Raw genomic sequence first — 12,864 nt, forward strand, 5'->3', positions numbered from 1 at the left:
ATGACCCAACTGAACGGGCTCGTGGAGAGCCGGATGCGGTGAAAGCCGCACGTCCGGTTCGGGAGGCGGGCCGCAGAAACGGACCGGTCGAAAGATCAGCACCGCGCTGCGGCCCGACCTCACTACGGCGGGGCCGGCGCGGTCACCGCCCAGTTCCTCGCCGACCGGTACGGCCTCGACCTTGCCTGGTGGGCGTGTGCGCTGGTGGTGTGGGCGGTGGTCGCGGTGCTCGGGGTCGCGCGGATCGACCTCAACGGCCGGGTCCTCGCCGTGGTGCTCGTCGCCGAATGCGCCGTCGCCCTGATCTTCGACGCCGTCATGGTGACCCACCCGGCCGGCGGGACGGTCGCCTTCGACACCCTCGCCCCGTCGCACGTGTTCGCCGCCGGGATCGGCGCGGCGCTGGTCACCGCGATCACCGGGTTCGTCGGCTTCGAAGGCACCGTCGTGTTCAGTGAGGAGACCAAGGATCCCCGCCGCACCATCGCCCGCGCGACCTACATCGCGGTGGCCGTCACCGGCCTGCTGTACGGGCTCTCCGCCTGGGCGATGTCTGTGGCCACGGGCCCGGACCGCATCGTCGACGCCGCCCGTGCCGACGGGACCGATCTGATCTTCAACCTGGTGTCGCCCTACCTGAGCCAGAGTGTCGTCACCGTCGCCCGGGTCCTGTTCATCACCTCGCTGTTCGCCGCCCTGCTCAGCTTTCACCACACGGTGGCCCGGTACCTGTTCGCGCTCGGCCGGGAACGGGTGCTACCCGCCGTGTTCGGCCGCACCAGCCGCCGCACCGGAGCACCCAAGGTCGGCTCCCTCGTCCAGAGCGGCCTCGCGCTCGCCGTGCTCGTCGGCTACGCCCTCGCCGGGGCGGACCCGATCGTGCACCTGTTCTTCTGGATCACCGTCACCGGCGGCCTCGGCGTGCTGATCCTGATGACCGTCACCTCCGCCGCCGTCGTCGGCTTCTACCGCCGCATCACCCACACCGAAGGAGCCTGGCGCTCCCTCATTGCACCCCTGACCGCCACGCTCGCGCTCGGCGGAATCCTCACCGTCACGCTGCGCGAGTTCGACACCCTGCTCGGCGTCGCACCCGACTCCCCGCTGCGCTGGACGTTCCCCGCCGCGTACGCCGCCGTCGCGCTGCTCGGCATCGGGTGGGCGCTGCTGCTGCGTACCGCGAATCCGGAGATCTACCACGCCATCGGGCTCGGCGCGGACAGCGACACCGGCCCGCTGCGCGCCCCCGACACCGTCCGCCAACCAGCCTGACCATCCAGGAGATGCCGTGAACAAGAGCGTCACCGTCCGGCCCGCGACGCGCACCGACGCCGGCCCGCTGATCGCCGTACTCGCCGAAGCGTTCCACGAAGGGCCCCTCGCCGACTGGCTCATCCCCGATCCCGACGACCGCCGCACCGTCTACTACCGCTACTTCCGCGACGCCCTCCAGCACGGGCTGCAACACGGCGAGGTCTACACCACCGGCGACCAGTCCGCCGTCACCATCTGGTACCCCCGCCTCGAACCCGCCCCCGCCGACACCCGCCAGCGACTGGAAACGCTGGAGCGCATCGCCGGCCCCTACGCACCGAAGTTCGTGCTGCTGGAAGAGATGTTCGACGCCGCCCACCCCGACCAGCCACACCACTACCTCGCCTACGCCGCCGTCGACCCGGCCCGGCAGAACCGGGGCGTCGGTGCCGCCATGCTCACCCACCACCACCGTCGCCTTGACCAGCTCGGCCTGCCCGCGTATCTGGAAGCCAGCAACATGCGCAACCGGCGCCTCTACCTCCGCCACGACTACACCGCCGGCCTGACGATCGTCCTACCCAGCGGCGGGCCGACCATTTGGCGCATGTGGCGCGGCGCCCCCACCGGCACCGGGCGGACCCCGTTCCCACCGACGACGGCCCGCGAAGCCGCCCAGCGACGCGGGTGGCCGCGCTGACGTACTGATCCGGGTGCTCGTGCCGGGCGGCGGTCTAGGGTGCGTCGGTGCCGAAGCCGTCCAGCGAGGCGCGGTCGTCGAGCGTACGCAGCTCCTGGAAGACCGTGATGTGCAGGTCGGCCGGCGCGTCGAGACGGGCGTTCACCGAGTGCCAAGGGGTGGTGGTCGGCGGCGCCACCTGCGCGGCGCCCGCGGCGACCAGCCGGTCGGTGGTGGCGGCGGTGTCGTCCACCTCGAACGCCACCCGGATGTGCGGTGCGACCTGTCGGCCCACCTCGACGTCGTCGATCATCCGCTTCTGCGCCGGGTTGGCGATCTCCAGGGTGGCGCGCCCGGCGTCCAGGATCACCACGTGGGCGTCGTCGCCGCTGGAGAACGCCGCCTGCTCCGGCAGGCCGAGCACGTCGCGGTAGAACCGGACCGCCGCCTCGTAGTCGTCGGCCTCCACCACCAGCCGCAGCTGCCGTACCGGCGAGGCGGGTACCTCGGATGAACTCACTGCTGTCGACCTCCCGACCTGTCGTCCCGCGGCTCGGCCAGCAGAGCGGCGGCCGGCGCGGAGGAATCCAGGGCCAGGCTATCGACTCGCATATCTGCCGGCCCTACGCGGGACAACGGGAACCGTACGACGGTGACGGCACCCGGCCGGGAACTGGTTGTACGGTCCTGCGGCGAGCGGGGCAGAATCCCGACGCATGAGGGAGCGACCGGCCGGGCTGCGGGAATCCGAACTGATTGCGGCCTTGACCGAGGTTTGGGGCGTGGAGGTCCGCTCAGCCGAGTATCTCCCCGTGGGGGCGGGCAGCTACCACTGGTCCGTCGTCGATCAGCGGGGCACGGCACGGTTCGTCAAGGTCGACGACCTCGGCGTCGAGGATGCCGGGCGCGACGAGGCGTTCGACCGGCTCGGCGGGTCGTTCGCGACGGCGCTGGCGCTGCACCGGCACGCCGGGCTCGACTTCGTCGTGGCACCTATTCCGACGGTGACCGGCGCGGTGTTGTGGCGGCTCACCGCCCGATATGCCGTTTCGCTGTTCCCGCTGGTGACGGGCACCGTCGGGGGGTTCGGCCCGCACCGGGCCGAGGATCGGGCCGAGATGGTGGATCTGCTGACCGCCCTGCACCGGGCCACCCCGGCGGTCGTGGAGCGAGCGCCGCGCGCCGACCTGGCGCTGCCCGGCCGGGATCGGCTGCACGCGGCGCTGGACGACCTCGACCGCGAGTGGACCGGCGGCCCCTACGCCGAACGGACCCGTCGGCTGTTGTCGATCCATTCGAGCCACATCGAGCGGTTGCTGACCGATCTCGACCGGCTGGTCGACCAGGTACGGGCCACCGGGGCGGAATGGGTGCTCACCCACGGCGAGCCGCACCCGGGCAACGTCATGCGCACCCCGGCCGGGTTGCGACTGCTCGACTGGACCACCGTGCAGATCGCGCCACCGGAACGGGACCTGTGGCTGCTCACTCCCGCCATCGCCCGGATGCTCGGCGAGGAGCCGGTCGACGACGCCGATGACGTGGTCGCCCGCTACACCCGGGCCACCGGCCGGACCGTCACCCCGGCCGGGCTCGCGCTCTATCCGTTGTGGTGGAAGCTCGCCGACATCGCCATCTTCGTCGACGAGCTGCGCCGGCCGCACGGCACCGGCGAGGACATCACCGCGTCGTTGACCTATCTCACCGGCTATCTCGAATCCGGCCGGGACTGACCACGCTTTCCGCACCGAGGGTGACAGCGACACAGGAGAGCCACCCGGTCGGCTCTTGACCGTGGCACGTCGGCCGCTTAGCTTCATCGATCAGAAAGGTGTCTTAACTAATTTCGCCTCATCCCTCGTGGGAGTGTGCCGATGCGACCGTTCCGCCACCGCCGCCTCACCGCCCTCGTCGCCCTGACGACCCTGCTGATCACCGCCGCACCACCGGCCGCCGCGAGCGCCGGCGGTTCGCCTCGCGGCACCGGCTACCACAAGGTCGGCTACTTCACCCAGTGGGGCATCTACGGCCGGGCCTTCCCGGTCAAGAAGCTCGACACCTCCGGGGCGGCGAGCCGCCTCACCCACATCAACTACGCCTTCGGCAACGTCAGCGAGGACGGCCGCTGCTTTGTCGACGGCGGGCCGGGCGAGGGTGACGCCTGGGCCGACTACCAGCGTCCCGTCCCGGCCGAGGAGAGCGTCGACGGCGTCGCCGACGCCTGGGGCGAACCACTCAACGGCAACTTCGGGCAACTGGCCAAGCTCAAGGCCAAGCACCCCGGCCTGAAGGTGATGATCTCGCTGGGCGGGTGGAGCTGGTCGACGTACTTCTCCAACGCCGCCCTCACCGACGCCTCCCGCAAGGCGTTCGTCGCCTCCTGCATCGATCTCTACCTCAAGGGCAATCTGCCGAACCTGGACGGCGGCAGCGGCGGACCTGGCGCCGCCGCCGGCGTCTTCGACGGCATCGACCTCGACTGGGAGTGGCCGAACTGGCCGGGCGACGTGGGCAACGTTATCCGCCCGGAGGACAAGCAGAACTTCACCAAGCTGCTCGCCGAGTTCCGCAAGCAACTCGACGCGTACGGCCGCACGACCCGCAAGCACTACCCGCTGACCGCGTTCCTGCCCGCCAACCCGGGGGCCATGGACGCCGGATACGAGGGGCGCAAGATCTTCCAGTACCTCGACTTCGCCACCGTGCAGGGGTACGACTTCCACGGCACCTGGGAGCGGGTGACCAACCAGCAGTCGGCGCTGCGCGTTCCGGCCAAAGCACCGGACCGCCCGGACTTCTCCGTCGAGGTGGCGATCGACGGCTGGATCGCCCGCGGCGCGCCCCGCGGGAAGCTGGTCCTCGGCATCCCGTACTACGGGCAGGGCTGGACCGGAGTCACCGGCGGCGGCAACGGCCTGTTCCAGCCCGCCGCCGGGCCCGCGCCGGCGATCCACGCACCCGGGTACGAGGACTACAAGCAGCTCAAGACCCTGACCGGGAAGGGCTTCACCGTCCACCGCGACCTTCGCGCCGGACACGCCTGGCTGTTCGACGGCACGACCTTCTGGACGTACGACGACCCGGCGGTCGTGCTCCAGAAGATGCTGTACATCCGGCGGACCGGCCTCGGCGGGGCGATGGTCTGGTCGTTGGACGGTGACGACGACAACGCCACGCTGACCAGGACGATCAGCATCGGGCTCGCGACGCCGTAGCCGGACCTCGCACCGCCCCTGCCCGCCTACCCGGCAACCGCCACCGGCCCGCCGCCGAGGACTACTCACTCGGCGGCGGGCCGGTGGCCCGTGCGCGCCCGGGGGCCTGCGGTCATCGCCGGATCAGGTGCAGTTGCTGGGCGAGGAAGAGCAGGCTGACGGTGGTGACCAGGGCGGCGATGAGCCAACCGGCGGCCCGCAGCTGCCAGTGGATGCGGCTCTGCCCGACCAGTGCCGGGTTCCCGGCGGCGAGCGCGAGCATGATCAGTCCGAGCGGAGTGGCGATGCCACCGATCAAACTGGCCAGAAACAGCAGTTGGATGGGGCCGATGCCGCTGAGGGCGAGGGCAACGCCGGCGAGGGTCTGCGCCCCCACCACGGCGTAGAACCGAGGGGCTTGGCGGGGCGTGCGGTTCAGGCCGCGGGGCCAGCCGAAGGCACTGGCCGCGACGTATCCGCCGGCGGCCATGATCACCGGGACGGCGATGATCGCCGACGCGAGCAGCCCGACCGAGAACAGCACGCTGGCGTACGGCCCGGCCAGCGGGCGCAGGGCCTGGGCCGCCTGTTCCGCGGTGGTGACCTGCTGGTGGTGGGTGCCGAGGGTGGCGCCGCTGGCGACCAGGATGCACCAGAAGATGACCGCGGCCAGGCCGGCGCCGGTCAGCGCGTCGAGTTCGCGGGTCTTGAGCCGTTGACGTGAGCACGGTTCCTCGACCTGTTCCACCGTCTGCCACACGTACATGTAGCTGGTCAGCGTGGTGCCGAGGATGGCCAGGGTGCCGGCGAGGTGGGTCTCGGTGAACGAGATGGACGGGATCAGGCTGCCCCGGGCGACCGCGAGCCAGTCGGGGCGGGCCAGTATCGCCGCGGCACCGTAGGCGAGCAGGCCCAGCATCACCACCTTGAGGACCCGTTCGACCTCGTCGTACTTGCCGATCAGCAGCAGGGCCAGCGCACCGGCGGCGAAGACGGGTACCAGCCACCGCGAGTCGACCCCGGTCAACAGGCCGATCGCCGCCGCGCCGGCCGCGACGTCGGCCGCGATGGTCACCACGTTGACGCCGAGGATGGAGATCAGCAACAGGGTGCTGACCACCCGTCCGTAGCCGTCCAGGACCGCCTGCTGAAGGTCACGTCCCGACAGCACCCCGACCCGGGTGGCGAGGACCTGCACCACCGCCAACGCCGGCATCATGAGCAGCGTCAGCCAGGCCAACCCGAACATGGTGCTCGCCCCGACCACGACGAGCGTCGCGACCGTGGTCGGGTCGGTGTCCGCGGCACCGGACACCAGGCCCGGCCCCCACGACTGGAGCCGGAACCGCCGTTTACCCGCATCGGGACGCGCTGCGCCCCGACCGGTGCCGGACCGCGATGACGGCTCCCGAGTCATCCGTGGTCGCTCCGCAGCCCGCGTCGTCGAGGTGGGCGCACCGTCAAGCCCACCCGGCCGCGCGGTGCCTGCCACATCTGCTCATCCTCGCCCGACCCGGCGGAGCCGCTTCGCCACATGAACGACGCGGCGGGATTTCAGCAATCCGGGTGACCTCCGGCAGCCCCGCCAGGGTCACCGGTCTGGCGGGTGTTGGTCGAGCGGCTGCACGGGTTCTGCGGTGACGCCGTTACCGCGCGCTGCTGGAAAATAGTCTGGCGGCATGCGCCGGCTACGGATGTTGGCCAGTCGGACGCCGGCCGAACGGGAACGGTACGTCGACTTCCTGCGGGCGCTGGCCATCAGCCTCGTGGTGCTGGGGCACTGGACGGTCACCGTCGTCACCCGCGACGCGTCGGGGAACGTCTCCGGCTTCTCGGCGCTCACCGAACTGGTGTGGGCGCGCCCGCTCACCTGGCTGTTCCAGGTCATCCCGGTGTTCTTCCTGGTCGGCGGCTTCGCCAACGCCGCCTCGTTGACCAGCAGTCGGGCGCGTGGGGTCACCGCCACCCAGTGGCTGCTGGATCGCAGCGGCCGGCTGGTGCGTCCCACCACCGTCCTGCTGCTCGTCCTCGCGGCGGGTAGTCTGCTGGGACGGTTGGCCGGCGGCGACTCGGCCGAGATCCGGACCGTCGTGGGGTTCGCCACCATCCCGCTGTGGTTCCTCAGCGCCTACATCGCGGTGGTGGCACTCACCCCCGTCATGTATCGGTTGCACCGGCGCTTCGGGCTCGTCGTACCGCTCACCCTGGTGGTGCTCGTGGCCATCGGCGACGTCGGTCGACTCCTCGGCCACGGCCCGCTCTCCGGAGGGAACTTCCTCTTCGGCTGGCTGGTCATCCATCAGCTCGGTTTCGCCTGGTACGACGCGTACGCCGCGGAGAAGGACATCGGGTCGGCCGCCGGTGCGCAACAGCGGTCCGGGCTGCTGGCTCACCGGTTGCCGACGGGACGGCCGACGGCGCTGCTGCTGTTCCTGGTGGGTTTCGGCGCCCTGCTGCTGCTCACCATCGCCGGCCCATATCCGATCAGCATGATCACCGTTCCGGGCGAGCGGTTGGACAACTCGTCCCCGCCGAGCCTGGCACTTCTCGCCCTGGCCGCGGTTCAACTCGGGCTCATCCTGCTGTTCCGCCGGCCCGCCGAGCGGCTGCTCCGCCGTCCCCGTCCCTGGCAGGCGGTGATCGCGGTGAACGCCGTCGTCCTCACCGTCTTCCTCTGGCACCTCAGCGCGGTGGTGGTGCTCGTCGGCGTGTTGAACACCGTGCACTGGCTGCCGCCCGCGTCGGTCGGAACCGGAAGCTGGTGGGCCTGGCGGGTGCCCTGGTTGGTCGCGTTGGCGGTGATCCTGACCGTCCTCGTCGCGATCTTCGGGCCGATCGAGGCCCGCACCGGCCATCCGACCTCCGGCCAGCGACCCGACCAGGCCGTCACGTGGCCAGCGCCGCGTCTCCGTACGGTCCTGGCGATCACCGGGTACGCGTGCCTGGTGGCCGGCTTGCTGATCAACAGCATGGTGCGGATGTCCGCACCGGAGCCGCTGGGACTGCCGCCCGGCGCGCTGGCCGCCTATCTGGTCGGTGCCGGAATCCTGCGGCTGCTCAGATCCCCTCCCCGCTGGCTGCGCCGCAGTGAGCAGGCGCACCACCCCTAAAGCATCCTAGGACAAATGGTGGCGGCGTCGCCGGCAGCCGGAGCGGGAGTCGAACCCGCCGAGCCGTGGTCTGCGAACGCGGGGAGCGTCACGGTCACGACGAGTCCGCCGCCGTCGCGGGGCACGGCGTCCACCCCGCCGCCGTGGTTGCCTACGACCGAGCGGACGATCGACAGCCCGAGGCCCGCTCCCCGGCCGGTGACCTGACGGTTGCCGGCCCGCCGGTGGAACGGTTCGAACAGCGCCGGCACCTCGTGCGGCTGGATCGACTGGCCGGTGTTGGTCACCTCGACCTGCACCCGCCCGCCGGCGACGGCCCGGCTGGTCACCCGCACCCAGCCCGCCGGTCCCCGGTTGTGCCGGATGCCGTTCTCCACGAGGTTGTGCACGACCCGCTCGATGAGCAGCGCGTTCCCGCTCGTGACGGCCTCCGCGGCGGCCTGCTGGACGGTCACGCCGGCCGCGGCCGCCTCGGCCCGGGTCATCGCGACGACGTGGGTCACCACGTCGGCCAGGTCGACCGGCCGCGGGTCGACGACCTCGTTCTCCGAGGTGGCGAGGACGAGCAGTCCGTCGATGAGGTTCTCGTGGCGGGCGTGGATGTCGAGCAGGCTGTCACCGAGCTGCCGGACGTCGGCGGAGGCGGCCTTCCGGTTCATCGCGATCTCGACGAGGGCCCGGCTCAGCGTCAACGGCGTACGCAGCTCGTGGGAGGCGTTGGCGATGAACCGCCGCTGCCCCTCGAACGAGCGGTCGAGCCGGCCGATCATGGCGTCGAACGTGTCGGCCAGGTCCTTGACCTCGTCGTGCCGGCCCCGCAGGGCGATCCGCTCGTGCAGGACCCGGTCGGCTGCGGGTGCCTGCGCGATCCGCCGGGCGGTCTCGGTGACCCGGTGCAGCGGGCTCAGCACCCGCCCGGCGATCAGCCAGCCGAAGCCCGCCGCCGCGAGTCCGACCACTCCGAGCGCTGTCCCGCCCTGGGTGAGCATCGAGGTGGTGGCCGCGTCGTGGAGCTGCTGCTGCTGCTCGCGCATCCACTTCTCGACGTCGTCGATGGCGACGGGCTGCCCGTCGCGGAAGACCACGTCGTTCTGTCGCGCCGTGGCGTCGGAGCCGGTGTCGGGCGACGGTCGCTGCGCGACGACCTTCACCGTCGAACGGTTGATCTGCTGGTTGAACAGCACGTAGGTGGCGCCGAGCAGCACCACCCCGGCGACCAGGAACAGGGCGCTGTAGACGAGCGTCAGTCGGGCCCGGAGCGTGACCCGTCGCGGCAGCGCGAGCCGGGTGCGCCGGGGCCGCATCGGGTATGTCCTCGGCATCACGGGATCCGGTAGCCGACCGCGGTCACCGTCTCGACGACCGGTGGGTCACCGAGCTTGCGGCGCAGCTTGAGGATCGCCAGCCGGACGGCCGGGGTGAACGGGTCGGCGTGTTCGTCCCACACCTTCTCCAGCAGGAACTCGGCCGACACCGGCGCACCGTCGGCACGGAGCAGCTCGGCGAGGATCGCGAACTCCTTTTTGGACAGGGGGACGTACCTGCCGTCGCGGAACGCCTCGTGCCGGTTGGTGTCGAGCGTGATGCCGGCGCGACGCAGCACCGGCGGGGTCGGTGGTCGGGAGCGCCGGCCGAGCGACCTGACCCGGGCGGCCAGTTCGACGAACGCGAAGGGCTTGGTGAGGTAGTCGTCGGCGCCGAGGGAGAGCCCGGCGACCCGGTCGGTCACCTCGGCCGCCGCGGTGAGCATCAGCACCCGGGCGGCAGCGCCCGCCTCGACCATCCGGCCGCAGACCTCGTCGCCGGCGATCCCGGGCAGATTCCGGTCGAGCACCACCACGTCGTAGTCGTTGACCGAGAGCCGTTCCAGCGCGCCCTCGCCGTCGTGCGCGACGTCGACCGCGTGGGTCTCCTCGCGCAGCCACTCGGCGATCGCGTCCGCGAGGATCGGCTCGTCCTCCACCACCAGCACCCGCATGGTCGACATCATGGCCAGTCCGGCTGTTTCTTTCCTGTTAATGATCGACTTCTGGTGGTGCCGGCGCTTCGGGTAAACGCCCGGGAAACAGGCGTCCCGGTTGGCTCGCTCCTGAACCGGTCGAACCGTTCGACCGCGAACAGGAAGAGAAACCGATGGCACGAGGGTTCAAACGCGCCGCTGTCGCCGTACTCCCGGGGCTTGTCCTGGCTCTGGCCGGGTGCGGGTCGGACGGTGACGGTCCGGCGGTGGCCTCCGTCGACGCGTCCGGCGGCGACCGCCCGTCCGCGAGCGCTGCCGCGGTCGGCCCGGACGAGATGGGCGTGAGGTTCGCGCAGTGCCTGCGGGAGCACGGCCTCGACATTCCCGACCCCGAGCCGGGCAAGGGAGTCCGGTTCCGGTTCGACCAGAGCGTCGGCCGGGAGAAGGTCGAGCAGGCGATGGAGGCGTGCCGGGAGTTCAACCCGCAGGCCAACCGCTCCCCGGAGCAGGACGCGCAGATGGCCGAGCGGGGCCGGCTGTTCGCCGGCTGCATGCGGGAGAATGGCGTCGAGGCGTTCCCCGACCCCGATCCGGGACAGCCGGGCATCCGGATCACCCCGGAGATCGGCGACGACCCGGACTTCCCGGCCGCACAGCAGAAGTGCGAGAGCCTGCTGTCCGCAACCGCGCCGGGGCAGCGGTGATGCGTCGGATCCTGGCGGGTGCGGCGGCCCTCGTGGCAACCGGGGCCAGCGCCGCGGTCGTCCTCACCATGGCCGACCGTGGCGCGGCCACCGACGGCAACGGCCCGGCGCAGCCGCCCGGCACGGCCGTGGTGACCCGCGAGACGCTCACCGACACCGCGACCTTCGACGGCGAACTGGGTTTCGGGCCGACCACGACCGTGACGGCCCGGACGCCGGGAACCGTCACCTACGCCCCCGACGGCGGCAGCCTGGTCAGCCGGGGCAAGCCGCTGGTCAAGGTCGACAACCGGCCGGTGATCGTCATGTACGGCACGATGCCCGCCTACCGGTCGTTGCGCGCGGGCGACGACGGCCCGGACGTGGCCCAACTGGAGCGCAACCTCAAGGCGCTGGGATACCAGGGCTTCACCGTCGACGACAGCTACACCGGGGCGACCGCGGCGGCGGTACGCGCGTGGCAGGAGGACCTGGGGCTGGCCCGGACCGGCGTGGTGGAGTTGGGCACGGTGGTGTTCACGCCCGGAACCGTCCGCGTCGACAGCATCCAGGCCGCGCTCGGCGAGGTCGTCGGGCCCGGGCAGGCCATGCTCTCCTACACCGGCACCGGCCGCGCCGTCTCGGTCGACCTTCGGCCGGCCGACCAGCGCCTCGCCGCCAAGGACGTCACGGTCGGGGTCACGCTGCCCGACGGCGCGTCCGTCCCGGGGCGGGTCACCGACGTCAGCACGGTCATCACGCCCGGGGCGCAGGGCCAGGACCCGACGACCACCATCGAGGTCACCGTGGAGCTGCCGGATGCCGAGGCCGCCGCGGCGTACGGCTTCGCGTCGGTCGGCGTGACGTTCACCGCCGACAAGCGCGAGAACGTGCTCACCGTTCCGATCGCGGCCCTGCTCGCGTTGCGGGAAGGCGGGTTCGGCGTCGAGGTCGTCGACGGCGACGAGAGGCGCTACGTGCCGGTGCAGACCGAGCTCTTCTCCGGCGGCCGGGTCGAGGTCACCGGCGACGGCATCGCCGAGGGCATGACCGTCGGGATGCCGAAGTGATCGCGCTGACCGAGGTGACGAAGCGCTATCCCGGCGGAGTGGCCGCGCTCGGTGGGGTGTCACTGCGCGTGGCGGCCGGTGAGCTGGTGGCGATCGTCGGACCCTCCGGGTCCGGGAAATCCACCATGCTCAACCTGATCGGGACCCTCGACCGTCCGACGTCCGGCACGGTTCGGATAGCCGGGTACGACATAGCCGACCTCGACGACCGTCAGCTCTCCGCGTTGCGGGCGACCCGGATCGGCTTCGTGTTCCAGCAGTTCCATCTCGCGGCGGGGACGTCCGCGGTGGACAACGTCGCGGACGGGCTGCTCTACTCCGGCCTGCCACTCGGCGAGCGGCGACGTCGGGCGCGGGCGGCGCTCGACCGGGTGGGGCTCGGGCACCGGGGCACCCACCGGCCGCACGAGTTGTCCGGCGGCGAACGGCAGCGGGTCGCGATCGCCCGGGCGGTGGTGGGCGAACCGCCGTTGCTGCTCGCCGACGAGCCGACCGGCGCGCTCGACACGGCCTCCGGCGCCGGCGTGATGGAACTGCTGCGCGGCCTGCACGCGGGCGGGACCACCGTCGTGATCATCACCCACGACCGGGAGATCGCGGCCGCACTGCCGCGCCAGGTCATGATGCGCGACGGGCGGGTGGTGTCATCATGACCGGGACCTCCGGGTCGCGGCAGCCCCGGCTGCGGCCCGCTCGGCTGCGGCCCCGCGACGTGGTCCGGGTCGGCGCGGTCGGCCTGCGTACCCGGCCCACCCGTGCGTTCCTGTCCGCGCTCGGCATCGCGATCGGGATCGCGGCGATGGTCGCGGTTGTCGGCATCTCGTCGTCGTCCCGCGCGGACCTCGACCGCACCATCGACGCCCTCGGCACCAACCTGTTGACGGTCTCGCCCGGCACCACGTTCACCGGGGACG

Annotated in this window: 12 protein-coding genes and 1 pseudogene; 9 read left to right on the forward strand and 4 right to left on the reverse strand. The window is 71.6% G+C overall.

Going from position 1 to position 12,864, the window contains the following annotated elements:
• Positions 1 to 210: 210 nt before the first annotated feature.
• Together AB0M52_RS20445 and AB0M52_RS20450 are read left to right on the forward strand one after the other, a co-directional pair.
• Positions 211 to 1,272: pseudogene (locus AB0M52_RS20445) on the forward strand (APC family permease); the annotation flags it as partial.
• A 16-nt stretch (positions 1,273 to 1,288) separates the two neighbouring features.
• Entirely contained in the window at positions 1,289 to 1,954 is a 666-nt protein-coding gene (locus AB0M52_RS20450) for a GNAT family N-acetyltransferase (protein ID WP_363955839.1), read from the forward strand.
• A gap of 34 nt (positions 1,955 to 1,988) precedes the next feature.
• Here the strand turns inward: AB0M52_RS20450 and AB0M52_RS20455 are convergent, their stop codons facing one another.
• Entirely contained in the window at positions 1,989 to 2,453 is a 465-nt protein-coding gene (locus tag AB0M52_RS20455) for a VOC family protein (RefSeq protein ID WP_363955841.1), read from the reverse strand.
• A 196-nt stretch (positions 2,454 to 2,649) separates the two neighbouring features.
• On the opposite strand from AB0M52_RS20455, the gene AB0M52_RS20460 reads away from it, so the two are divergent.
• Entirely contained in the window at positions 2,650 to 3,666 is a 1,017-nt protein-coding gene (locus tag AB0M52_RS20460) for a phosphotransferase (RefSeq protein WP_363955844.1), read from the forward strand.
• Positions 3,667 to 3,807: 141 nt separating this feature from the next.
• Positions 3,808 to 5,148 carry a glycoside hydrolase family 18 protein gene (locus tag AB0M52_RS20465; RefSeq protein ID WP_363955847.1) on the forward strand — a complete coding sequence of 447 codons (1,341 nt, stop codon included), beginning with the start codon at positions 3,808 to 3,810 and terminating at the stop codon, positions 5,146 to 5,148.
• A gap of 112 nt (positions 5,149 to 5,260) precedes the next feature.
• On the opposite strand, the gene AB0M52_RS20470 is transcribed toward AB0M52_RS20465, so the two are convergent.
• Positions 5,261 to 6,442 (reverse strand): divalent metal cation transporter, encoded by a 1,182-nt coding sequence (locus tag AB0M52_RS20470; protein ID WP_363955850.1) that lies wholly within the window; start codon positions 6,440 to 6,442, stop codon positions 5,261 to 5,263.
• Between the two features lie 364 nt (positions 6,443 to 6,806).
• Here AB0M52_RS20470 and AB0M52_RS20475 point away from each other — a divergent pair, with 364 nt between their 5' ends.
• The gene (locus tag AB0M52_RS20475; RefSeq protein ID WP_363955853.1) at positions 6,807 to 8,237 is read left to right on the forward strand and encodes an acyltransferase; all 1,431 of its coding nucleotides are present in this window, start codon (positions 6,807 to 6,809) and stop codon (positions 8,235 to 8,237) included.
• Here the strand turns inward: AB0M52_RS20475 and AB0M52_RS20480 are convergent.
• Together AB0M52_RS20480 and AB0M52_RS20485 are read right to left on the reverse strand one after the other, a co-directional pair.
• Positions 8,234 to 9,541 carry a HAMP domain-containing sensor histidine kinase gene (locus AB0M52_RS20480; RefSeq protein ID WP_363955856.1) on the reverse strand — a complete coding sequence of 436 codons (1,308 nt, stop codon included), beginning with the start codon at positions 9,539 to 9,541 and terminating at the stop codon, positions 8,234 to 8,236. The two genes, AB0M52_RS20475 and AB0M52_RS20480, sit on opposite strands and share 4 nt — an antisense overlap.
• A gap of 17 nt (positions 9,542 to 9,558) precedes the next feature.
• Positions 9,559 to 10,215, reverse strand: coding sequence for a response regulator transcription factor (locus AB0M52_RS20485; RefSeq protein WP_363955859.1), 657 nt, complete (start codon positions 10,213 to 10,215; stop codon positions 9,559 to 9,561).
• 248 nt (positions 10,216 to 10,463) lie between these two features.
• Here AB0M52_RS20485 and AB0M52_RS20490 point away from each other — a divergent pair, with 248 nt between their 5' ends.
• From AB0M52_RS20490 to AB0M52_RS20505, 4 genes are all read left to right on the forward strand, one after another.
• Positions 10,464 to 10,901 (forward strand): hypothetical protein, encoded by a 438-nt coding sequence (locus tag AB0M52_RS20490; RefSeq protein ID WP_363955862.1) that lies wholly within the window; start codon positions 10,464 to 10,466, stop codon positions 10,899 to 10,901.
• Positions 10,901 to 11,950 carry an efflux RND transporter periplasmic adaptor subunit gene (locus AB0M52_RS20495; RefSeq protein WP_363955865.1) on the forward strand — a complete coding sequence of 350 codons (1,050 nt, stop codon included), beginning with the start codon at positions 10,901 to 10,903 and terminating at the stop codon, positions 11,948 to 11,950. Before AB0M52_RS20490 ends, AB0M52_RS20495 begins: the two co-directional genes overlap by 1 nt.
• Positions 11,947 to 12,603 carry an ABC transporter ATP-binding protein gene (locus tag AB0M52_RS20500; protein WP_363955867.1) on the forward strand — a complete coding sequence of 219 codons (657 nt, stop codon included), beginning with the start codon at positions 11,947 to 11,949 and terminating at the stop codon, positions 12,601 to 12,603. Before AB0M52_RS20495 ends, AB0M52_RS20500 begins: the two co-directional genes overlap by 4 nt.
• Positions 12,600 to 12,864: ABC transporter permease (locus AB0M52_RS20505; RefSeq protein ID WP_363955870.1), on the forward strand; the 265-nt coding region annotated here is incomplete at its 3' end. The genes AB0M52_RS20500 and AB0M52_RS20505, both read left to right, overlap by 4 nt.

Origin of the sequence: Micromonospora sp. NPDC051296 (assembly GCF_040682255.1) — a bacterium.
GTDB lineage: Bacteria > Actinomycetota > Actinomycetes > Mycobacteriales > Micromonosporaceae > Micromonospora > Micromonospora craterilacus.